Here is a 20,406-nt window from a genome sequence, read left to right on the forward strand (position 1 = left end):
ACGGGGGCGCGAACGAATGCGCGAATAGTACGCAGCGGGGGCGACCGCCCTGTCGGTCGCCCCCGCCTGTTCACCGCGGTTCAGCGCGTGCGTTCAGTTCCGGTGCCTCGTGTCCGGTACCGGTACCTCAGGTCCGGCACCGGTGCCTCAGAACTGCAGCGCCCAGGAGTCGATCTTGCCGGTGTCGACGTTCGCGTTGTCGTTCACCCGGAGCTTCCAGACCCCGTTGGCCGTCTCGGAGGAGGCGTTGACCGTGAAGGTCTTGATGATGTTGTCGGCGCTGCCGCCGGACCGGTTGTGCAGGGTGTAGACGGTGCCGTCGGGGGCGACGAGGTCGACCTTCAGGTCACCGGTGTAGGTGTGCTTGATGTCCACCGGCACGCTCAGCGCGGCCGGGGCGTTGCCGGAGACTCCGCTGACGGTGATCGGCGATTCGACGGTCGCGTTGTCGTTGATCGCGTAGTCGGCGGTGTTCTCGAACTTCGGGCCGGGCGGGACGGTGCCGCCGGCGCCCACGTTCAGCAGCCGGTTCGGGGAGCCGGTACCGGGGCTGGTCACCACGTTCGGGGTCGACGCGGCCACCAGGCCGTCGCGGATCTGGGCGGGGGTGCTGCCCGGGTTCTGCGAGAGGTACAGCGCGGCCGCGCCCGCGACGTGCGGCGAGGCCATGGAGGTGCCGGAGATGGTGTTGGTGGCGGTGTCGCCCGTGCCCCACGTGGAGGTGATGGAGGAGCCCGGCGCGAAGATGTCCAGGATCGAGCCGTAGTTGGAGTAGCTGGCCCTGGCGTCGGTGTTGGTCGTGGCGCCCACCGTGATGGCCTCGGCGACGCGCGCCGGGGACTTGGTGGAGGCGTCGGTGGACTCGTTGCCCGCCGCGACCGCGTAGGTGATGCCGGAGGCTATGGAGTTGCGCACGGCGGTGTCGAGCGCGGAGTCCGCGCCGCCGCCGAGCGACATGTTCGCCACGGCCGGCTTGACGGCGTTCTGCGTCACCCAGTCGATGCCGGCGACGACCTGGGCGGTCGTGCCCGAGCCCTGGTTGTTGAGCACGCGGACGCCGACGATCTTGACCTTCTTGGCCACGCCGTACGCCCCGCCGCCGACGGTGCCGGCGACGTGCGTGCCGTGGCCGTGGCCGTCCTGGGCGGTGTTGTCGTTGTCGATCGCGTCGTAGCCGTCGGCGGCGCGGCCGCCGAAGTCCTGGTGCGTCTTGCGGACGCCGGTGTCGATGATGTAGGCGGTGACGCCCTCGCCGGCCTTGTCCGGGTAGGTGTAGCTCTGGTTCAGCGGGAGGGCCCGCTGGTCGATGCGGTCCAGGCCCCAGGACGGCGGGTTGGGCTGGGTGGCGTCGATGGTGAAGACCCGGTTCTGCACGACCGACTTGACCGCCGGGTCGGCGGCCAGCTTCTTGGCCTGCGCCTCGGAGACCTCGATGGAGTAGCCGTTGAGGGCGGCGCTGTAGGTCCGGTCGATCTTCGCGCCGTACCGCTTGGCGACGGCCTTGCCGCTGTCCGCGGTGGAGCGGGCGGCGGTGTCGTGCAGAGTCACGATGTAGCTGCCGGGGACGGCTCCGGCGACACCGGCGTTCTCGATGACGCCCTGCGGGCCGCTGTCGGCGGCCGAGGCGGGCAGCGCCGCGGCCGTGCCGAGCGCGAGGGCCACGACAGCGGTCGCACTGATGCCGGCGAGCTTCCGGCGGGTGTGACGCATCACGGACATGTGAGGGGTCCTCCTCATAGGTGGTGCGTTGCGGGGGGTTGGGCGGAGCCGCGCGGTCCGACGCACGGGCATGTGGGATAGCCATGCCCATGACAATTGATTCGGCCGAACGGGCGTCCGCCACCGAAAGGTTGACGCACCCTCACCAGCTCCCACAAGAGGACGGCCGACGCGTAACATCCATGCCACATGCCCGCCATGATCGAGCAAAGGCGCTCCGCACATGACGCACGCACTCCCCGGATACCTCTGCCCCGAGGACGGCACACGCGCGGACGTCCGGACGGCGCCCTGGTGCTGCCCCGTCTGCGCCGGCCCCTGGGACCTCGACTTCACACCGGATCCGGCCAGCGCGCTGGAACCGTCCTCGGGTCCGAACTCGCTGTGGCGGTACGCGGCCGCGCTGCCGCTGCCGGGGGCGTTCTCCGTGTCACTGGCGGAGGGGAACACTCCGATGGTGCCGCTGGCAGAGCGGGTTCACGCCAAACTCGACTACCTGATGCCCACCCTGTCGTTCAAGGACCGGGGCGCGGTGATGCTCGCGGAGGTGGCCCGGCGGCTCGCCCCGCAGCGGGTGGTGGCGGACAGCAGCGGCAACGCGGGGGCGGCCGTGGCGGCGTACTGCGCACGGGCCGGGCTGAGTTGTGAAGTTTTCGTGCCCGAGGGCACCTCGGAGCGGAAGACGGACCGGATCCGGGCCCACGGGGCGGCGGTACGGACGGTTCCGGGCGGCCGCGAGGCGACGGCGGAGGCGGCTCGGGCCGCGGCGGACGAGCCGGGGGTGTTCTACGCGAGCCACGTCTTCAACCCGTACTTCCTGCACGGCACGAAGACGTATGTGTACGAGATCTGGGAGGCAATGTCGGGGCGGCTGCCGGACGCGCTGGTGGTTCCGGTGGGCAACGGCACCCTGCTGCTGGGGGCCGCGCTGGCCGTGGAGGAGCTGGCCCGGCGCGGCGTGCGGCCGCCGGCGCTGATCGCCGTACAGGCGGCGGCGGTGGCCCCGCTGGCCTCGGCGTTCGCCGCCGGGGCGGAGGACGCGGAGCCGGTCGTGCAGCGGCCCACCCTGGCCGAGGGCATCGCGATCCCGGCTCCGCCGCGGGCCCGGCAGATCCTGGCGGCGGTCCGGAAGTCGGGCGGCACGTTCCTGACGGTGCCGGACGCGCGGCTCCGCGAGGCCCAGCGGGACCTGGCCGGCCGCGGCCTGTCGGTGGAGCCGACGGCGGCGGCATGCTGGGCCGCGGTGGGCCCGCTGGCCCCCGAAGACCCCTTGCAGGGCCGCACGGCCGTCCTCCCCCTGTGCGGGGCGGGGCCGAAGTAGCCCCGCCCCTCGCCGCGCGCAAACCGCGGCGCCCCCTCGCCGCGCGCACACCACGGCTCCGGGGCCTAGGTGTCGGAAAACCGCGCGCCCGGGGGTGCCGGGGTCTGTTCAACTGGGCTCATGACCGACAACCTCGTCCTCGCGAAGCTGGCCGCAGGCTTCACCGCTCTGCACACCCCCGCCACCCCCCTGGCCCTCCCCAACGCCTGGGACGTCGCCAGCGCCCGCCTGGTGGAGGCCGCCGGTGCGCCGGCCGTCGCGACGACCAGCGCCGGGGTCGCCTGGTCCCTGGGATCCCCCGACGGCGACGCCCTGGCCCGCGACCGCGCCCTCGACCTCATCGCCCGCATCGCCTCCGCCGTCTCCGTCCCGGTCACCGCCGACATCGAGGGCGGCTTCGGCACCGACCCCGCCGGTGTCGCCGAGACCGTCTCCGGGGTGCTCGCCGCCGGCGCGGTCGGCATCAACATCGAGGACGGCACCCGCTCCCCCGAAGAGCACGCCGAACGCCTGGCCGCCGCCCGCTCCGCCGCGGACACCGCAGGGGTCCCGCTGTACGTCAACGCCCGCGTCGACACCTACCTGAGGGGCCTCGGCGACCCCGCCCTCCGCCTCGACGAGACCCTGGCCCGCGCCGCCGCCTACCTCCGCGCGGGAGCCACCGGCATCTTCGTGCCCGGCGTCACCGACCCCACGACGGTGGCCGAGCTCGCCCGGGGCATCGACGCCCCGCTCAACGTCCTCGTCGGCCCCGGCGCCCCCTCCGTCGCCGAGCTCGGCGCCCTCGGCGTGGCCCGGGTCAGCCTGGGATCCTGGGTGGCCGAGGCCGCGTACGCCGTGGTCCGCCGCGCCACCGAGGAGCTGGTCTCCCAGGGCACCTACGGACCGCTCGCGGGCTCCCTGCCGTACGGCGAGCTGAACAGCCTGCTCCAAGGCTGAGAGGATTCCGGCCATGCGCACATCAACCCCGGTGGAGAGCCGGACCGCGGCCGCGCCGCCCCGCAAGATCACCGGCGCGGTCTGGACGGCCCTCGTCGTCGTCTACGTCGTCTGGGGCTCGACCTACCTCGGGATCCGGATCGTCGTCGAGACCATGCCCCCGTTCCTCTCCGCCGGGGCCCGCTTCATCACCGCCGGCCTGCTGCTGGCCGGCGTGGTGGCCTGGCGGTCCGGGCCGGCCGCGCTCAAGGCCACCCGCGCCCAGCTCGGCTCGGCGGTACTGGTCGGCCTGCTGCTGATCCTCGGCGGCAACGGCCTGGTCGTCCTCGCCGAGACCTCGGTGCCGTCCGGACTCGCCGCCCTGCTGGTGGCGGCCGTGCCGATGTGGGTGGTCCTGCTGCGCGCGGGCACCGGGGACCGGCCGCCGCTGCGCACGCTGGCCGGGGTCCTGGTCGGCCTGGCCGGGCTCGCGGTGCTGACCAGCCCGGGGCTCAGCGGCGCCGTGCAGCTGTCCGGGGTGCTGCTGGTGCTGGTCGCCTCCGTGCTGTGGTCGCTGGGCTCGTTCTCCGGGTCGAAGCTGAACCTTCCGGAGAATCCTTTCGCCGGGAGCGCGTACCAGATGCTCGCGGGCGGGGTCGGCGGAGTGGTCGTCGGCCTGCTGCGCGGTGAGCACCGCGGCCTCGACCTGGCGGCGTACTCCACCGCCTCCTGGCTGGCCCTCGGCTACCTGACCGTCTTCGGCTCGGTCGTCGCGTTCACCGCGTACGCCTGGCTGCTGCGGAACGCGCCGCTGTCGCTGGTTTCCACGTACGCGTACGTCAATCCGGTGGTGGCCGTGGCGCTCGGCGCGCTGATCCTGAGCGAGGCGCTGACCTGGCCGATCGTGCTCGGCGGCACGATCGTGGTGGCTGCGGTGGGCGTGATCGTCAGCACGGAGCGCAAGAAGTAGCGGCGCGGCGGCGGCCCGGGGGCCGGGACGGTTCGCAGCCCGGAGCGGCTCCCAGCCCGGAGCGGCGGCGGCCCCGCGCAGCGCTCAGCCCGACGCCGCCCGCTCGTACAGCGCCTTCGCGCGTTCGTCGAACAGCGCGGCCGTGGAGTCCACGTCCGTGTCCCCGCCGCTCAGCACCCCGATGAGCCGCCCGGGACGCTCCGGCCCGCCCCGGTCGGCGATCCAGGGGCTGCCGCTGGTGCCCGTCCAGAACCCGGCGCAGCTGATGTACAGCAGGTCCGGGTCCTCGTCGTCGTGCCGGGTCTGCGTGGTGCAGGAGACGGGCTTGTTCTGCGGGTTGTGCTCGGACTCCGGGTATCCGACGACGGTCACGTCCCGCTCGTACCCCGAGGTCCAGTCGGGCTTCGGGGTCTCGGCGCCGCCGCCCACGGCCTCCTGGACGCTGCGCCCGTCGCCGTCCGGCTCGATGGTGAGGAAGGCGAAGTCGGCGGTGTCCTCGCCCCACTTCGTCCAGCGGTCGTCGACGTGGACGGAGCGGACCTTCCACGTGCCCAGCGGCTGGCTGCCGGCGCCCTCGCCGGAGAAGGCCGGGGCGAAGGCGAGCTCGCCGATGGCCAGGCCGTCGTGGGCCACCTCACCGGGCTGTCCGTCCTCGCCGGCCGGGGCCACGCAGTGCGCGGCGGTGGCGACGACGTTGCCCTCGGGGCTGTCGACCACGCTCGCCGTGCACCAGTGCTCGCCGCCCGCCATGAGCACGCCCACGGTGGGGAAGGGGATCACCGGCCGCTCGCCGGGCGACTTCAGGAACGCGACGGCGCACACCGCCGCGATCCCCGCCGCGGCGGCCGCCGACGCCCCCTTCACCACGGGGCTCACCGCACGCCGGGGTCGGGTGTCGGTCCGACCATCACCTTGCTGATCCACTCCAGTGCGCCCTCCCGCATCCCGCGTACGTACGACTTCCCGTTGTGCTCACCATCCTGGATCACCTGCAGCCTGATGTGCACGGGACCCTTGCCGTAGTCCTTCATGAACTGCTCGGCCTTCTCGCGGCCGGTCTCGGCGGTGCCGATCTGGAAGTTGATGTAGACGTCCGGGCCGCCCGCCGTGATCAGCTTCTCGGCGAGCCTCTCGGGGTTGTTCTCGTCCATGGCCTGCTTGTTCCCGTTCCACAGCGGGGAGTCGGGGACGATGTCCACCCCGCTCGCGATGGCCGCCTTGAAGCGGTCGGGGTGCTTCAGGACGTGCTTGAAGGCGCCGAACCCGCCCGCGGAGGAGCCCATGTAGGCCCACCCGTCGCGGGAGGTGAAGGTGCGGAAATTGGCCCTCGTGAAATCCGGGACGTCTTCGACCATCCAGGTGCCCATCTTGGCCTGGCCGGGGATGTCCGAGGCGTCGAAGTGGTGCTTGGTGTCGGCGTTGTGCACCGGCATGATCAGGATGAAGGGCAGGCTCGTACCGGCCTTCACCCCGTCGCTCACGGCCTTCTGGAGGCCGAGGCCGGGGCCCGTCCCCCAGTAGTTCGTGGGGTAGCCGCGGCCGCCGGGCAGGGAGATCAGGACCGGGAAGGCGCTCTTGGCGTACTTCGGGTCGTCGTACTCCTTGGGCACCCACACCCACACGTCGCCCGTGAAGCCGGACTTCGGGCCGGTGAGCGTGGTGCGGCCGATCTGGGTGCCGTCGGGCAGCCGGTTGGTGCGGACGAACTCGGCCTTCGGGCCGGTGGGCATGCGTACGCCCGGACGGGTGTCGGTGGCCGCGACGGCCTTCTCCGTCTCCTTGACCTCGACCTTCCCGAAGGACACCGGCTCCCCTATGTCCGAGAAGAGCCCGTACTTGTACGCCACGGCGCCGCCCCCGGCGGCGAGGGTGAGCGCGAGCCCGCCGCTGATCAGAAGCAGGCGCAGGCGCTTGGGGCGACGGCTGCCCTCGGTCATGGGGCTGCCGTCGCCTTGCTGGTCATGCTGCACTGATTTGTCCCGTTCCTTCTCCGGCGCTCACACGGGAGCGCGGGCCGGACCGATCGGTCCCCCTTACACCCTTTACAGAGGTATGAACGACGGGATGGGTTGCCTGGGACGGACGGGACGTGGCAAGCACCACGCGGCGTGCGCCGGGCGGCGGCCGGGGCAGGTCAGGCGGCGTCGGGCTTCGGCCCCTTGAGCACCTTGCTGATCCACTCCAGGGAGCCCTCCTTCATGCCCCGGACGTAGTGCCAGCCGTTGTGCTCGCCGTTCTGGATGTCGCGGATGGTCGTCTTGACGGGGCCCTTGCCGTAGGTCTGCACGAAGTTCGTCATCCGCTCCTTCCCGCTCTCCTTGGTGCCGATCTGGAAGTTGATGAAGACCTCGGGCCCCTTGGTGTCGATCAGCTTCTGGGCGAGCTTCTCCGGGTTGTTCGCGTCCATCTCCGCCTGGTGGCCCTTCCAGAGCGGGGAGTCGGGGACGATCTCGCCGCCGCTGGCGATCACGGCCTTGAACCGGTCCGGGTGCTGCAGGACGGTCTTCATGCCGACGAAGGCGCCGGAGGAGGAGCCCATGAAGGCCCAGCCGTCACGGGACTTGTACGTACGGAAGTTGGCCTTGGCGAAGTCCGGGACGTCCTCGGCGATCCAGGTGCCCATCTTGGGCTGGCCGGGGATGTCGGCGCCGTCGTAGTAGTACTTGGCGTCCGGGTTGAGCACCGGCATGACCAGGACGAAGGGAAGGCTGGTGCCGGCCTGGACGCCCTCGCTGACGGCCTTCTGCAGGCCGAGGCTGCGGTCGGACCAGTAGTTCGCCGGGAAGCCGTTGCCGCCGGGGAGCGCGATGAGCACCGGGAACCCGCTCTTGGCGTACTTCGGGTCCTCGTACTCCTTGGGCGCCCACACCCATACGTCGCCCTCGAAGCCGGACTTCGCGCCCACGAGGCGGGTCTTGGCGATGATCGTGCCGTCGTCGAGCTTGGTGGTCTGCTTGAAGTCGGCCTTCGGACCCGTCGGCATGAGCACGTCCGGGTCACCGGAGGGCGAGGGCTTGCCGGACGGGGACTGGCCCGGCGTCTGCCGGTCCGCGGCCGGGGACGGGGTGCTCCCCTTGCCGAAGCTCACGGCCTCACCGTTGCCGGAGAACCAGTCGAGCTTCCAGGCGGCGAATCCGCCACCGCCGAGCAGGACCGCGAGGGCGGCCACCGCGCTGATCCATATGAGGCGGCGGGAACGCCGGGGCCGCGCCGGCTGGTACGGGTCGTGGTGCACGAACTTCGCTCCGAACGGTCTTGAGTGGCCCCCGAGGGCCGGGGGCAGATCGGCTGGGCACGACTGGGCACCCATTGGTCCTGATGTACGAAACCCCAGCGCAGTTCCAAATCCGAGCAAAAAACTCCCGGGAAACCCGGCCGATCCCGCAGCAAAACGGGCGGGGGCCGCCCTGGGCTAGCGCTGGGCCGCGAGTACCTCCGCACACCGGCCGAGCAACCGGACGAGCTGCTCCCGCTCCTCGTCGGTGAACGCGGCGGCCAGCGCCCGCTCGACCCGCACCGCACCGGAATCGGCCAGCTCCAGCGCCGCACGCCCCGCGTCGGTGAGCCGGGTCTCCAGCACGTTGCGGTGCCACTCGTGCGGGGTCCGCTCGATGAGGGCGCGCTCCTGGAGGTTCTTCAGCACGGTGTTCATGGTCGGCGGGGTGACACCGCACAGCCGGGCGAGCGCGGCGGCGGAGATCCCGGGCTTCTCGGCCAGCCAGAGCAGGGCGGCGTACTGCGGAACCGTTACTGCGGCCGGCTTGCACACGGCGTTCTTCGCCGCGAGAAGCGCCTGCTCGGCGCGCTTGAGGTGCGAGCCGATGCGCTCCTCGGGGGCCATGGACGTCATGCCCGCATCCTACGGCCCCAAGCCTTGCAAGCATTAGAGCTCTAACTTACATTCGCCCTCATACGACGACTGCGCGAGGACGACACCTGATGAAGCCGAAGCTCATGAACCCTGCCCTGGCCCCTGCCCTGGCCGCCGCCCTGGCGGGCGCCCTCACCCTGGGAGCGGCCCCGGCCGCGTCGCCTCCCCCCGCGGACCCCCGGATATCCACGGCGTTCTCCCTGCCCGGCGCGAGGGTCTACCCGGAGGGCATCGCCGCCGACGCCCGTACCCACGCCGTCTACGTCGGCTCGTACGCGGACGGCACCGTCTACCGGGCCCGTCCCGGCCGCTCCGAGGCGGAGGTCTTCCTGCCCGCCGGGACCGACGGCCGCCGCACGGCGAACGGGCTGCGCGTCGACGCGCGGGGCCGGCTGTGGGTGACGGACTCCACCACCGGGGTCGCCGTCTACGACACCGCGACCCGTGGGCGGCTGGCCCACTTCGAGGTGGCGGGCGACGCGCCCCGCTTCGTCAACGACCTGACGATCACCCCGGACGGCACGGCCTACCTCACGGACAGCATCCGCGGAGTCCTGTACCGGGTGACGCCCGCCGAGCTGGCGGCCGGCGGCGGCCCCCTGACCGAGGCCCACGACCTCTCCCCGGCCCTGCGGCCCAGGCCGGCGGGGGCGTACAGCCTCAACGGCATCACCGCGGACCGGACGGGCCGCTACCTGTTCACTGTCGACATGGTCGCGGGCGACCTCTACCGCGTGGACCCGCGCAGCGGCTCCGTCCGCCGCGTCACCCTCACCGGCGCCGACCTCAAGGCCGCCGACGGCCTCGACCTCTCCCCCGACGGCACCCTGCGCGTGGCCCACAACACGACCAACACCCTGAGCCGCTGGCAGCTCACCCCGGACGGCACCCGCGCCCGCCTGCTGCACACGATCACGGACCCGTCCCTGCAGATCCCCACGACCCTCGCCCGCACCGGCGGCCGCACCCTGGTGGTCCGCTCCCAGTTCGACAACGGCGGCCCCCTGTCCCCGGGCGGACCGGGCACCCCCACCACCTTCACGATCGCCGCGGTCCGCGGCCTGTAGCCCCTGCCTCGAACCCGCTCGCGCCGGCCCGACGCCCTCTCACAGCACCTTCGTCATGAACGTGCTGTGCACGTCGGGCCGGTAGTCCGCGAACGGCTCGCAGTGCACGAACCCGAACTTCTCGTAGAGCCTCCTGGCGGGCAGGAAGAACTCGGCCGAGCCGGTCTCCAGACTCAGTCGCGCGAACCCCATCGCCCTGGCCTCGGCGATGATGTGCTCCAACAGCCGGGACGCGATCCCGCTCCGCTTGAGCGCCGGCGAGGTGCGCATCGACTTCAGCTCCGCGTGTCCGGCGTCCAGCCGCTTGATCGCACCGCAGCCCACTACGCCACCCCCGTCCAGGACGGACCAGAACGTCACCCCGGGCCCCCGCAGCCCGTCGAGGTCGAGGGCGTGCTTGCTATCCGGCGGCGTGATGGACCGCATCTGCCGGACGTGCTCGTCGAGGAACCCGGCGATCTCCGCCCCGGAGAGGTCGTCCACCACGATCTTCATTGCGCTCGCCTTTCGCCGGGACCCGCATACAGCCGATGCCCGACGAGTCTGCCACCCGACCCATTCCTGAACAGCACGCGAGGGCAGGGCGGTAAGAGCTCGGGGTATCCGGATCATCGACGGGCGCATGGCCGACCCGGCGCTGCTCCCGTTCCTGCGGACTGTTGCGGACAGCAGAAGGGCCTGACCTGCATCCTCGCAGGTCAGGCCGCATCTGGATACGCGATCAGACGTTGAAGCGGAACGTGCCGCGTAGAGCTCTGACCTGCGCAAACGTGGGTCCGAGTGGGCCAAGTCAGCACAGAATCAGCACGGGATTACGTCGTCTATCACGTGAGAGCACCTCCATCGCCCAGCGGCTCCATGGGGATCTGCTGGATGGCGGACTCCACCGAGCTAGCGCCCGCAATGTCCGCCCCGCGTTCCGGGTTCTGACGCTCCAGCGCCCTCTGGATCTGACGGCTCAGTGCTTCGAAGGAGCTCGACTGCCCCTCCTGTGCATCCGCACTTCTCTTGAGGTGCTTGGCGATCTGGTGCGCGCTCCACTCCGTCGAATCGGTCTCAAGGGCGCTGTCCCTGAGAGCTTCGAGATCCACCATGTAGGTGAGCGGGTCCACACAACCGAAGGGTCCGTCCGACTCCACCCGGAACTCGTAGACCTTGGGCAGCTCCGAGGAGAACAGTTGATGGCCTACGTCCATGACGAAGGGAATGCGGCGCGTCGGAGGCAGGGTGGCGATGGGACGACCAACAGCACGATTGAGAGTCGCGGCCCGCTCAGCCCCCAGAGTGGTCTGTAGCGGAGGGCTCACCGAGATGCGTACGTTGCGAGCCAGGGTCTGACCGATGTTCTCGATCACCAGCACGAGCAGCGATGACCCAGGGATACGAGGCCTGATATCGACGATGACGTACGGCTCCGCCTGCTCGCGTTGCGCCTTCTCCGTGAGGGTGTTGGCTTGCGCAACCGCTCTCGCCTGACGTCGGTTGTAGGCGAGAGCCCAGAACGCGGCCGTCGTTGAGAAGACGAGAGCCGCCACAGAGATCACCACCGTGGCGATCTGGACCGATGAGTCACTCATGAGCGGATGCTAGGTGGGTGGCCGGTTATGGCGCGGCAAGTTGCCAAAAACCCTCTGGTCGGGATCGTTGGCTCTCCAGCTTGAGCTACGGGCCGCTACCGTGAAGCCATGACCGCACTGCCCGACTGGATGCGCCCGCCACGCGCGGAAGGCTGGTTCGCGGAGGACCTCGACCGCCTCCCCGAGGCGCCCCGCCACACCGAGCTGATCGACGGAGCCCTCGTCTTCATGATGTCGCCCCAGCGGTCCTGGCATGGCCGCCTCGTCACCGCCCTGACCACCACGCTCATGGCGCAGGCGCCGGCCGGCTTCGAGGTCGAGCGCGAAATGACGATCCGCCTGGATGCCCGCAACCGCCCCGAGCCCGACCTCCTGCTGACAGACCTGCCCTACGACCCCGACCGCACCTGGTACGCCCCGGAGGACGTGAAACTCGTCGTAGAGGCCGTATCTCCCGAGTCCGCCCATCGCGATCGCACAGTAAAGCTCCGCAAGTACGCGGAGGCCGGCATCCCGCACTACTGGTGCATCGAGGACGAGGACGGGGCGCCCGTCGTCCACGTCTACGAGCTCGACGAACCCACCGGCGCCTACGCGCCCGCCGGGATCTTCCGGGGCACCCTCCAGCGCCCGGTGCCCTTCGGGATCAGCCTGGACCTCGACAAGCTCACGCCGCCCCGAAGCAGCTGAAGTCAGCACCAAGTCAGCACGGGAATCCAGAAGGGGTCGGACTCACCAGAGTCCGACCCCTTCTGACCTGCTCGTTTGACGAAACTAGCTAACGTGCAGTAATGGAACGGCTACACGTTGAAGCGGAACTCCACCACGTCGCCGTCCTGCATGACGTAGTCCTTGCCCTCCATGCGGGCCTTGCCCTTGGCGCGGGCCTCGGCCACCGAGCCGCATTCGACCAGGTCCGCGAAGGAGATGACCTCGGCCTTGATGAAGCCGCGCTGGAAGTCGGTGTGGATCACGCCGGCGGCCTCGGGGGCGGTGGCGCCCTGCTTGATGGTCCAGGCGCGGGTTTCCTTCGGGCCCGCCGTCAGGTAGGTCTGCAGGCCCAGGGTGGCGAAGCCGACGCGGCCGAGGGTGGCCAGGCCGGGCTCGTCCTGGCCGACGGACTGGAGGAGCTCGAGGGCCTCCTCGTCGTCCAGCTCGGAGAGGTCCTGCTCCAGCTTGGCGTTGAGGAAGATGGCCTCGGCCGGGGCGACCAGGGCCGACTGCTCGGCCTTGAAGGCGTCGTCCGTCAGCTCGTCCTCGTCCACGTTGAAGACGTAGAGGAAGGGCTTCGTCGTGAGGAGGTGCAGCTCGTGGAGGAGGTCGCCCTGCTCCGTGCCCTTGGTGATGCCGTGGGAGAAGAGGGTGTCGCCCGCTTCGAGGATCTTCTGGGCCTTCTCCACCGCCGCCAGGACCGCGACCTTGTCCTTCTGGAGGCGGGACTCCTTCGTCAGGCGCGGCACCGCCTTCTCGATGGACTGGAGGTCGGCGAGGATCAGCTCGGTGTTGATCGTCTCGATGTCGTCCTTCGGGGAGACCTTGCCGTCGACGTGCACGACGTTCTCGTCCTTGAAGGCGCGGATGACCTGGCAGATCGCGTCGGACTCGCGGATGTTCGCCAGGAACTTGTTGCCCAGGCCCTCACCCTCGGAGGCGCCGCGGACGATGCCCGCGATGTCGACGAAGTCGACCGTGGCCGGCAGCACGCGCTGCGAGCCGAAGATGCCGGCGAGGACGGCCAGGCGGGCGTCCGGGACGCCGACGACGCCGACGTTCGGCTCGATGGTGGCGAACGGGTAGTTGGCCGCCAGCACGTCGTTCTTGGTCAGGGCGTTGAACAGGGTCGACTTGCCGACATTCGGCAGGCCGACGATTCCGATCGTGAGCGACACGTTGGCGACTTCCCGTAGCTGGAGGGGGCGGCGGCCCGGGAGTGGGCCACCGGACAGTTTACTTTCCGATGAGCGGCAGTCGTTGTACGCGTGTCCCCACACCGATACCGTGCCCGCCCCGCCTAGCGTGGAGGCGTGGAGCAATACAGGACGCGACCGGCGCCTCACTCGCAGCGACCCCCCGCCCAGCGCAGGGGCCCCCGCCCGGCCACCCTGCCGGCCCAGGGCGGCCGCGACCCGCTGCCCACCTACGGGCGGCGGACGCCGCGGCCCCGGCTGACCGGGCTCGGCGGCGGGCTCTTCGCCTGCGCCGGGATGCTGCTGGCCGGCGGGATCTGCTGGCTGCTGTTCGGCTCGTCGCTGTTCGTCTACGGGCTGCTCTTCCTGCCCGTCGCCACCGCCACCGCCCTGTGGGTGCGGCCCGCCGACCTGATCACCGCCCCGATCACCGTGCCCATCGCCTTCGCCGCCGGAGTGTGGCCCATCTCGGGCGGCTCCGGCGGCTTCGGCGGGCAGCTGATGGGGCTCGTGTCGGCCCTGTCCCTGCACGCGGGCTGGCTGTACGCGGGAACCCTGGTCGCCGCCCTGATCGCCCTCGTGCGCAAGGCCGTGCTCATCGGCAGGCGGCGCATGCCCCGCCGCGCCTAGGCGGAGACCGCACCCGAGGGTGTTCCCGGACCCTCCTCGGCGGCCCGCGCCGCCATCGCCGCTCCCACGATGCCCGCGTTGTTCTGGAGCTTCGCCGGAACGATCTCGGCCCGGATGCCCTCGATCAGCGGCAGGAACTTCTCCGGCTTGCGGCTGACCCCGCCCCCGATGATGAACAGGTCCGGGGAGAACAGCATCTCCACGTGGGCCAGGTACTTCTGGACCCGGTGCGCCCAGTGCTCCCACGAGAGCTCTTGGTCCTCCTTGGCCTTCACCGACGCCCGCGTCTCGGCGTCGTGGCCCTTCAGCTCCAGGTGCCCGAGCTCCGTGTTCGGCACCAGCCGCCCGTCCGTGAACAGGGCGCTGCCGATGCCCGTGCCCAGGGTGAGCAGGATGACCGTGCCGTCCCGCCCGCGCCCGGCCCCGTACGTCATCTCCGCGACCCCGGCCGCGTCCGCGTCGTTGAGGACCGTGACCGGCAGGCCGCCCAGCTCGCGCGCCAGCAGGGCCGCCGCGTCGGCGCCGACCCACCCCTTGTCCATGTTGGCGGCCGAACGGGTGACCCCGCTCGTGACCACCCCCGGAAACGTGACCCCGACCGGTCCCGACCAGGAGAAGGCCCGGACCACCTCCGCGACGCAGCCGGCCACCCCGTCGGGGGTGGCCGGCTGCGGTGTCAGTACTTTGTGGCGCTCCTGTGCCAGGTCGCCGCGGTCCAGGTCCACGGGAGCGCCCTTGATCCCGGAACCGCCGATGTCCACACCCATGATCTGCATGGACATACCGTACGAAAGGAGTTACTTGTCGGCGACCAGTTCGGCCGCTTCGGCGCGCAGGTCGCGGCGCAGTTCCTTCGGGAGGGAGAAGACGATGGACTCCTCGGCCGTCTTGACGATCTCCACGTCCGCGTAGCCGCGCTCCGCCAGCCATTCGAGCACCTGGTCGACGAGGACCTCCGGCACCGAGGCGCCCGAGGTCAGGCCGACCGTGCTGACGCCCTCCAGCCAGGCCTCGTCGATCTCGCTCGCGAAGTCGACCAGGTGCGCGGCGCGCGCGCCCGCGTCGAGCGCGACCTCGACCAGCCGGATGGAGTTCGAGGAGTTCTTCGAGCCGACGACGATGACCAGGTCCGAGTCGGCGCCCATGGCCTTGACCGCGGCCTGCCGGTTGGAGGTGGCGTAGCAGATGTCGTCGCTGGGAGGGGAGACGAGCAGCGGGAACTTCTGCTTCAGCGCGTCGACCGTCTCCATGGTCTCGTCGACGGAGAGGGTGGTCTGCGAGAGCCAGACGACCTTGGACTCGTCGCGCACCTCGACCTTGGCGACGTCCTCCGGGCCGTCGACGATCGTGATGTGGTCCGGGGCCTCGCCGGAGGTGCCGATGACCTCCTCGTGGCCCTCGTGGCCGATGAGGAGGATGTCGAAGTCCTCGTTCGCGTACCGGATGGCTTCCTTGTGCACCTTGGTGACCAGCGGGCAGGTCGCGTCGATCGTCGCGAGCTTGCCGCGCGCCGCCTCCTCGTGCACCACCGGCGCCACGCCGTGGGCCGAGAACATCACGATGGAGCCCTCGGGCACCTCCTCCGTCCGCTCGACGAAGATGGCGCCCTTCTTCTCCAGCGTCTGGACCACGTACTTGTTGTGCACGATCTCGTGGCGGACGTAGACCGGCGCACCGTACTGCTCGAGAGCCTTCTCGACAGCGATCACGGCTCGGTCGACGCCCGCGCAGTAGCCGCGGGGGGCGGCGAGCAGGACACGGCGGGAAGCGGGAGCAGTCATGGGCTCCATCGTACGGGGGTCTCCAGGAGGCCGGGCGTCGCCCGTTCGGCAGAGACTGGGGCGAATGCCCGTACCACCTATCCCCCGGAGGAACGATGGCGTCCGTTACGGAGCCCCGTACGGAACACACCGGACTGCGGCGGAGCCTCGGCTTCCGGGACCTGGTCGTCTACGGGCTGCTCTTCATCGCGCCGATGGCCCCGGTCGGGGTCTTCGGCACGCTGGACGCCAGATCGCACGGCGCCGTGGCCCTCGTCTACCTCGTCGCGACGGTCGCCATGGCCCTCACCGCCTTCTCGTACGCCCAGATGGTCCGGGTCGCCCCCCAGGCCGGATCGGTCTTCACCTACGCCCGCAAGGGCCTCGGCGAGGGCCCCGGCCTGATCGCCGGGTGGATGGCGATGCTCGACTACCTGCTGATCCCGGCGGTCGCCTACCTGTTCTCCGGGATCGCGATGAACGCCCTGGTGCCGGAGGTCTCCCGGTGGGTGTGGACCGCCCTGGCCGTCGTCATCACGACCCTGCTGAACCTGTGGGGCGTACGGGCGGCCGCCCGGGTGGGCTTCGCCGTGCTGGCCATGGAGATCCTGGTGCTGCTGGTCTTCGTGGTGGCCGCGGTGACCGTCCTGGTGCGGGACGGGGCCCAGCGCGGCTGGCTGTCCCCGCTGACCGGCGACGGCTCCCTGGGCTTCTCGACGGCCGCCGTGCTGGGCGCGGTGTCGGTGGCGGTGCTCTCGTACCTGGGCTTCGACGCCATCGCCTCCTTCGCCGAGGAGGTGACGGGGGGCTCGGCGAAAGTGGCCCGCGCACTGCTGTTCTGCCTGGCCGTGGCCGGGGTGCTGTTCGTCGCCCAGACCTACCTCGCGGCGCTGCTCAGCCCGGTCACCTCGGCGGAGCTGGCGGCGGATCCGGCGCAGCAGGGGCCGGCCTTCTACAACGCGGTGGAGGCCTCGGTCGGCTTCTGGCTGCACGACCTGGTGGCGGTCTCCAAGGCGATCGGGGCGGCCTTCGCGGCGCTCGCCGGGCAGGCGGCGGCCGGGCGGCTGCTGTTCGCGATGGCCCGGGAGCGGCGGCTGCCGGGGGTGCTGGCGCGGACCTCGGACGGCACCCCGCGGCCGGCGCTGCTGGTGGCGGCCACGGTGACGATGGTCGCGGCGGTGTGGGCGGCGCGGCGCGACGACGGGCTCGACCACCTGGTGTCGGTCGTGGACGTCGGGGCCCTGGTGGCGTTCACGCTGCTGCACGCCTCGGTGGTGGGCTGGTTCGTGGTCCGGCGCCGGGAGGGCCGGCCCCACTGGTGGAAGCACCTGGTGGTCCCGGTGCTGGGGGCGGCGGTGACGGTCACGGTGATCGTGGAGGCCTCCTGGGAGGCGCAGGTGGTGGGGGCGGTGTGGCTGGCGGTGGGCCTGGTGCTGCTGGTGGTGCAGCGCGGCCGCCGCGACGTCGGCCGCGGGACGGGAAGCGGGATGGGAAGCGGGACGGAGACGGGGACGGAGCGGGGGACGTAGACGGGGACAGGGAGGGGGACTCATACGGGGACAGGGAAGGGGGGCGGGGCCGGTGACAGGGACCGACACCGGCCCCTGAGCCTGAGACGCTGTCAGCGCCGCCCGATAGCCTGCGTACATGGGTCTGAATACGTCGGCCGAGGCGCCGCTGCCGGTAGGCCAGGTGTCCCGGCTCATCGGGGGCTGGATCGAGCGGCTCGGCCAGGTGTGGGTGGAGGGGCAGATCACGCAGCTCTCGCGGCGGCCGGGGGCGGGGGTGGTCTTCCTGACGCTGCGCGATCCCTCGCACGACATCTCGGTCAGCGTGACCTGCTTCCGCCAGGTCTTCGACGAGGTCGCGGACGTGGTGTCGGAGGGTGCGCGCGTCGTCCTGCTGGCCAAGCCCGAGTGGTACGCGCCGCGCGGGCAGCTCTCGCTGCGGGCCACGGAGATAAGGCCGGTCGGCATCGGGGAGCTGCTGGCCCGGCTGGAGCGGCTGAAGCGGTCGCTGGCCTCGGAGGGCCTGTTCGCGCTGGACCGCAAGAAGCCGCTGCCCTTCCTGCCGCAGCTGATCGGGCTGGTGGTCGGCCGGGCCTCGGCGGCCGAGCGCGACGTACTGGAGAACGCCCGGCGCCGCTGGCCGGCGGTCCGCTTCGAGGTACGCAACGTCGCCGTGCAGGGGGTGCACGCGGTGCCCCAGGTGATCCGGGCGGTCAAGGAGCTCGACGCCCTCGCCGAGGTCGACGTGATCATCGTGGCGCGCGGCGGCGGCAGCGTGGAGGACCTGCTGCCCTTCTCCGACGAGGAGGTCGTACGGGCGGTCGCGGCGGCCCGCACCCCGGTGGTCTCGGCGATCGGCCACGAACCGGACTCCCCGCTGCTGGACCTGGTCGCGGACCTGCGGGCCTCCACGCCCACGGACGCGGCCAAGAAGGTGGTCCCGGACGTCGGCGAGGAGCTGGAGCGGGTGCGCCAGCTGCAGGGCCGGGGGCTGCGCGCGGTGAGCGGGCTGCTGGAGCGGGAGGAGCGCGGCCTCGCGCACGCCCTCGCCCGGCCGGTGTTCGTCCACCCGCAGCGGATGGTGGAGACCCGCGAGGACGAGCTGGAGGCCCTGCTCGCGCGCGGCAGGCGGACGCTGGGCCACCTGCTGGACCGGGCCGACTCCGAGCTCGCGCACACGCTCGCCCGGGTGGTGGCGCTGTCGCCGGCGGCGACGCTGGAGCGGGGGTACGCGGTGCTCCAGCGGCCCGACGGGCACGTGGTGCGCTCTCCGGAGGAGGTCGCGGAGGGCGAGGCGCTGCGCGCGCGGGTCGCGGAGGGAGAGTTCTCCGTACGGGTCGCCGCACCCGAATAGCGGGCCGCACGACGGCGACACACTGCCGCAACGAAGTCGTTGCACTACACACATAAGGTGGATCAGGGAATGACAGAGGCCGAGACCGCGCTGGGGTACGAGCAGGCCCGCGACGAGCTCATCGAGGTCGTCCGCAAGCTGGAGGCCGGCGGGACCTCGCTCGAGGACTCCCTGGCGCTGTGGGAGCGCGGCGAGGAGCTGGCGAAGGTGTGCCGGCACTGGCTCGAGGGGGCCAGGGCCCGGCTGGACTCGGCGCTCGCGGCGCGCGACGCGGCGGACGGGGAGGAGTGATCGGGGGAGTGATCCCGGTCACCGCGAAGGCATTTAGTTGAAAGTTCACCTACTTTCGCCGTAGAGTCGGGGACATCGCTTCACCCACGTATGGAAGAAGGCTTTCCGATGTCTCTCGTTCTTGACTCCGCCGCGCAGGACCTGCTGTTCCGCGAGGCCCGCACGGCCAACTCGTTCACCGACGAGCCGGTCACCGAGGAGCAGGTGCAGGCGATCTACGACCTGGTGAAGTTCGGCCCCACCGCCTTCAACCAGACCCCGCTGCGCATCACCCTGGTCCGCTCCCCCGAGGCTCGCGAGCGCCTCGTGAAGCACCTGGCCGAGGGCAACCAGGCCAAGACCGCCGCCGCGCCGCTGGTCGCGATCCTCTCCGCGGACAACGAGTTCCACGAGGAGCTGCCGGCGCTGCTGCCGCACTTCCCGCAGGCCAAGGACATGTTCTTCGCCGAGCGCCCGGCCCGCGAGCAGTCCGCCCTGCTCAACGCCGCGCTGCAGGCCGCCTACTTCATCGTCGGCGTCCGCGCCGCCGGCCTGGCCGCGGGTCCGATGACCGGCGCCGACCTCGCCGGCATCCAGAAGGAGTTCCTGGACGGCGACCACACCCCGCTGATGATCGTGAACATCGGCAAGCCGGGCGAGGACGCCTGGTTCCCGCGCTCCCCGCGCCTGGCGTTCGACGAGGTCGTCACCACCGTCTGAGCCGCCTGCCCGCGGCAGCCGCGACGACACCCCGTACGGCGGCCCGTACGACAGCGGCGCCGTACGCCGACGGCCGCGCCCCCCGGATCCCGGGGGGCGCGGCCGTTTCGCCGTATGCGGGCCCGTCCGCCGCCGCGGCGCGGGCTACGCGCCCTGCTGCCCGCCCTGCTTGAACTCCAGCGCGGCGGCCATCGCGCCGAGCTGCTCGAAGGAGGCCGTCCCGGTGACCACCGTGACGTAGCCCTGCTCCTGCTTCACGAGGGCGTCGTACTTCTCGCCGTCCCAGCGCTCCCACACCGCCTCGCCCACCTGCTGGGTCTGCCCGGTGGGCTTCGCCTTCTGGGTGACGGCGCCGATGTACTTGGCGGAGGTGTCCGTGGACTGCTCCACCGACACGTACTGCCGCTCCGGGTCCTGGAAGCCCAGGTGCCAGGCATGGGAGTCCTTGCGCTGGAACGTCACCGAGGTCGCCCGCCACTCCGCCGGCAGCCCCACCGGGGCGGCCACGGGGTAGGGGGCGGCGCGCCGGGCCGTGAGCGTCTCCACCCGGTAGTCGACCGTGCGCGTCGGATCGGCGTCCTCGTCGTGCGGGACGAAGATGTAGATCCCCGCGACCACGACACCGATCACCGCCAGCGACCGGACCATGTCCCAGACCGTCTGCTTGCCTTTCATACCTGCCACGGCACCATCGTCCCGCATGCGCGGCAGCGATCACCGCCGGGGTGGCCCCGCACTGCCGTGCGGCAGGCCCGCGCCGGTGACAAACGGGTGGCGAGCGGGTGTCGGGCGGTCGGCAAGACGTCCGCTCAGG

21 protein-coding genes are annotated in these 20,406 nt (G+C 71.4%); 10 read left to right on the plus strand and 11 right to left on the minus strand.

From position 1 onward, the window contains the following. Positions 1–147: 147 nt before the first annotated feature. The gene (locus tag AB0D66_RS19520) at positions 148–1,719 is read right to left on the minus strand and encodes a S8 family peptidase (RefSeq protein WP_362304595.1); all 1,572 of its coding nucleotides are present in this window, start codon (positions 1,717–1,719) and stop codon (positions 148–150) included. A gap of 223 nt (positions 1,720–1,942) precedes the next feature. On the opposite strand from AB0D66_RS19520, the gene AB0D66_RS19525 reads away from it, so the two are divergent. The 3 genes from AB0D66_RS19525 (at position 1,943) to AB0D66_RS19535 (ending at position 4,928) form a co-directional block, all read left to right on the plus strand. After that, positions 1,943–3,040 (plus strand): pyridoxal-phosphate dependent enzyme, encoded by a 1,098-nt coding sequence (locus AB0D66_RS19525; protein WP_362304598.1) that lies wholly within the window; start codon positions 1,943–1,945, stop codon positions 3,038–3,040. Between the two features lie 120 nt (positions 3,041–3,160). Continuing rightward, entirely contained in the window at positions 3,161–3,979 is an 819-nt protein-coding gene (locus tag AB0D66_RS19530; RefSeq protein WP_362304600.1) for an isocitrate lyase/phosphoenolpyruvate mutase family protein, read from the plus strand. Between the two features lie 13 nt (positions 3,980–3,992). Next, positions 3,993–4,928: an EamA family transporter gene (locus tag AB0D66_RS19535; RefSeq protein ID WP_362304603.1), complete on the plus strand. Its 936-nt coding sequence runs from the start codon at positions 3,993–3,995 to the stop codon at positions 4,926–4,928. An 84-nt stretch (positions 4,929–5,012) separates the two neighbouring features. Here AB0D66_RS19535 and AB0D66_RS19540 read toward each other — a convergent pair whose 3' ends face one another. The 4 genes from AB0D66_RS19540 to AB0D66_RS19555 all read right to left on the minus strand — a co-directional run bounded on the left by AB0D66_RS19540 (position 5,013) and on the right by AB0D66_RS19555 (position 8,778). Then, the gene (locus AB0D66_RS19540) at positions 5,013–5,795 is read right to left on the minus strand and encodes a trypsin-like peptidase domain-containing protein (RefSeq protein ID WP_362304605.1); all 783 of its coding nucleotides are present in this window, start codon (positions 5,793–5,795) and stop codon (positions 5,013–5,015) included. A gap of 5 nt (positions 5,796–5,800) precedes the next feature. Then, a complete protein-coding gene (locus AB0D66_RS19545; RefSeq protein WP_362304608.1) occupies positions 5,801–6,865 on the minus strand; it encodes an alpha/beta hydrolase-fold protein in 1,065 nt (354 codons plus the stop codon). Positions 6,866–7,062: 197 nt separating this feature from the next. Then, positions 7,063–8,163 (minus strand): alpha/beta hydrolase-fold protein, encoded by a 1,101-nt coding sequence (locus tag AB0D66_RS19550; protein ID WP_362304612.1) that lies wholly within the window; start codon positions 8,161–8,163, stop codon positions 7,063–7,065. A 177-nt stretch (positions 8,164–8,340) separates the two neighbouring features. Continuing rightward, entirely contained in the window at positions 8,341–8,778 is a 438-nt protein-coding gene (locus AB0D66_RS19555) for a MarR family transcriptional regulator (RefSeq protein ID WP_362304616.1), read from the minus strand. Between the two features lie 89 nt (positions 8,779–8,867). Here AB0D66_RS19555 and AB0D66_RS19560 point away from each other — a divergent pair, with 89 nt between their 5' ends. Continuing rightward, on the plus strand, positions 8,868–9,866 hold the full coding sequence (locus tag AB0D66_RS19560) for an SMP-30/gluconolactonase/LRE family protein (protein WP_362304619.1): 999 nt from the start codon (positions 8,868–8,870) through the stop codon (positions 9,864–9,866). A 39-nt stretch (positions 9,867–9,905) separates the two neighbouring features. On the opposite strand, the gene AB0D66_RS19565 is transcribed toward AB0D66_RS19560, so the two are convergent. Both AB0D66_RS19565 and AB0D66_RS19570 read right to left on the minus strand, forming a co-directional pair. Further along, entirely contained in the window at positions 9,906–10,361 is a 456-nt protein-coding gene (locus AB0D66_RS19565; RefSeq protein ID WP_362304622.1) for a GNAT family N-acetyltransferase, read from the minus strand. A gap of 329 nt (positions 10,362–10,690) precedes the next feature. Then, positions 10,691–11,443: a hypothetical protein gene (locus tag AB0D66_RS19570; protein WP_362304625.1), complete on the minus strand. Its 753-nt coding sequence runs from the start codon at positions 11,441–11,443 to the stop codon at positions 10,691–10,693. A gap of 108 nt (positions 11,444–11,551) precedes the next feature. On the opposite strand from AB0D66_RS19570, the gene AB0D66_RS19575 reads away from it, so the two are divergent. Next, positions 11,552–12,133 carry a Uma2 family endonuclease gene (locus AB0D66_RS19575; protein WP_362304628.1) on the plus strand — a complete coding sequence of 194 codons (582 nt, stop codon included), beginning with the start codon at positions 11,552–11,554 and terminating at the stop codon, positions 12,131–12,133. A 110-nt stretch (positions 12,134–12,243) separates the two neighbouring features. On the opposite strand, the gene ychF is transcribed toward AB0D66_RS19575, so the two are convergent. Further along, entirely contained in the window at positions 12,244–13,332 is a 1,089-nt protein-coding gene (ychF, locus tag AB0D66_RS19580) for a redox-regulated ATPase YchF (protein WP_362304631.1), read from the minus strand. Between the two features lie 213 nt (positions 13,333–13,545). On the opposite strand from ychF, the gene AB0D66_RS19585 reads away from it, so the two are divergent. Beyond that, positions 13,546–13,980, plus strand: a complete 435-nt coding sequence (locus AB0D66_RS19585; protein WP_362304739.1) for a DUF6542 domain-containing protein — start codon at positions 13,546–13,548, stop codon at positions 13,978–13,980. On the opposite strand, the gene ppgK is transcribed toward AB0D66_RS19585, so the two are convergent. Together ppgK and AB0D66_RS19595 are read right to left on the minus strand one after the other, a co-directional pair. After that, positions 13,977–14,756, minus strand: coding sequence for a polyphosphate--glucose phosphotransferase (ppgK, locus tag AB0D66_RS19590; RefSeq protein ID WP_362304634.1), 780 nt, complete (start codon positions 14,754–14,756; stop codon positions 13,977–13,979). The two genes, AB0D66_RS19585 and ppgK, sit on opposite strands and share 4 nt — an antisense overlap. 21 nt (positions 14,757–14,777) lie before the next feature. Then, positions 14,778–15,770, minus strand: a complete 993-nt coding sequence (locus AB0D66_RS19595) for a 4-hydroxy-3-methylbut-2-enyl diphosphate reductase (protein WP_362304637.1) — start codon at positions 15,768–15,770, stop codon at positions 14,778–14,780. An 86-nt stretch (positions 15,771–15,856) separates the two neighbouring features. On the opposite strand from AB0D66_RS19595, the gene AB0D66_RS19600 reads away from it, so the two are divergent. The 4 genes from AB0D66_RS19600 (at position 15,857) to AB0D66_RS19615 (ending at position 19,592) form a co-directional block, all read left to right on the plus strand. Beyond that, positions 15,857–17,269, plus strand: a complete 1,413-nt coding sequence (locus AB0D66_RS19600) for an APC family permease (protein WP_362304640.1) — start codon at positions 15,857–15,859, stop codon at positions 17,267–17,269. Positions 17,270–17,387: 118 nt separating this feature from the next. Then, positions 17,388–18,602 carry an exodeoxyribonuclease VII large subunit gene (xseA, locus tag AB0D66_RS19605; RefSeq protein ID WP_362304643.1) on the plus strand — a complete coding sequence of 405 codons (1,215 nt, stop codon included), beginning with the start codon at positions 17,388–17,390 and terminating at the stop codon, positions 18,600–18,602. 69 nt (positions 18,603–18,671) lie between these two features. Beyond that, a complete protein-coding gene (locus AB0D66_RS19610) occupies positions 18,672–18,893 on the plus strand; it encodes an exodeoxyribonuclease VII small subunit (protein ID WP_362304646.1) in 222 nt (73 codons plus the stop codon). Positions 18,894–19,001: 108 nt separating this feature from the next. Continuing rightward, on the plus strand, positions 19,002–19,592 hold the full coding sequence (locus AB0D66_RS19615; RefSeq protein WP_362304649.1) for a malonic semialdehyde reductase: 591 nt from the start codon (positions 19,002–19,004) through the stop codon (positions 19,590–19,592). Between the two features lie 144 nt (positions 19,593–19,736). Here the strand turns inward: AB0D66_RS19615 and AB0D66_RS19620 are convergent, their stop codons facing one another. After that, positions 19,737–20,267, minus strand: coding sequence for a DUF4245 domain-containing protein (locus tag AB0D66_RS19620; protein ID WP_362304742.1), 531 nt, complete (start codon positions 20,265–20,267; stop codon positions 19,737–19,739). Positions 20,268–20,406 lie beyond the last annotated feature (139 nt).

The sequence above is a fragment of the Streptomyces sp. NPDC048270 genome, assembly GCF_040652335.1.
Classification (GTDB): Bacteria; Actinomycetota; Actinomycetes; order Streptomycetales; family Streptomycetaceae; genus Streptomyces.

Excerpts from the sequence above, each read along its gene's own strand:
- AB0D66_RS19520 (WP_362304595.1), bottom strand. The coding sequence starts at position 1,719 with ATGTCCGTGATGCGTCACACCCGCCGGAAGCTCGCCGGCATCAGTGCG.
- AB0D66_RS19525 (WP_362304598.1), top strand. The coding sequence starts at position 1,943 with ATGACGCACGCACTCCCCGGATACCTCTGCCCCGAGGACGGCACACGC.
- AB0D66_RS19530 (WP_362304600.1), top strand. The coding sequence starts at position 3,161 with ATGACCGACAACCTCGTCCTCGCGAAGCTGGCCGCAGGCTTCACCGCT.
- AB0D66_RS19535 (WP_362304603.1), top strand. The coding sequence starts at position 3,993 with ATGCGCACATCAACCCCGGTGGAGAGCCGGACCGCGGCCGCGCCGCCC.
- AB0D66_RS19545 (WP_362304608.1), bottom strand. The coding sequence starts at position 6,865 with ATGACCGAGGGCAGCCGTCGCCCCAAGCGCCTGCGCCTGCTTCTGATC.
- AB0D66_RS19555 (WP_362304616.1), bottom strand. The coding sequence starts at position 8,778 with ATGACGTCCATGGCCCCCGAGGAGCGCATCGGCTCGCACCTCAAGCGC.
- AB0D66_RS19560 (WP_362304619.1), top strand. The coding sequence starts at position 8,868 with ATGAAGCCGAAGCTCATGAACCCTGCCCTGGCCCCTGCCCTGGCCGCC.
- AB0D66_RS19565 (WP_362304622.1), bottom strand. The coding sequence starts at position 10,361 with ATGAAGATCGTGGTGGACGACCTCTCCGGGGCGGAGATCGCCGGGTTC.
- AB0D66_RS19570 (WP_362304625.1), bottom strand. The coding sequence starts at position 11,443 with ATGAGTGACTCATCGGTCCAGATCGCCACGGTGGTGATCTCTGTGGCG.
- AB0D66_RS19575 (WP_362304628.1), top strand. The coding sequence starts at position 11,552 with ATGACCGCACTGCCCGACTGGATGCGCCCGCCACGCGCGGAAGGCTGG.
- ppgK (WP_362304634.1), bottom strand. The coding sequence starts at position 14,756 with ATGCAGATCATGGGTGTGGACATCGGCGGTTCCGGGATCAAGGGCGCT.
- AB0D66_RS19595 (WP_362304637.1), bottom strand. The coding sequence starts at position 15,770 with ATGGAGCCCATGACTGCTCCCGCTTCCCGCCGTGTCCTGCTCGCCGCC.
- AB0D66_RS19600 (WP_362304640.1), top strand. The coding sequence starts at position 15,857 with ATGGCGTCCGTTACGGAGCCCCGTACGGAACACACCGGACTGCGGCGG.
- xseA (WP_362304643.1), top strand. The coding sequence starts at position 17,388 with ATGGGTCTGAATACGTCGGCCGAGGCGCCGCTGCCGGTAGGCCAGGTG.
- AB0D66_RS19610 (WP_362304646.1), top strand. The coding sequence starts at position 18,672 with ATGACAGAGGCCGAGACCGCGCTGGGGTACGAGCAGGCCCGCGACGAG.
- AB0D66_RS19615 (WP_362304649.1), top strand. The coding sequence starts at position 19,002 with ATGTCTCTCGTTCTTGACTCCGCCGCGCAGGACCTGCTGTTCCGCGAG.
- AB0D66_RS19620 (WP_362304742.1), bottom strand. The coding sequence starts at position 20,267 with ATGAAAGGCAAGCAGACGGTCTGGGACATGGTCCGGTCGCTGGCGGTG.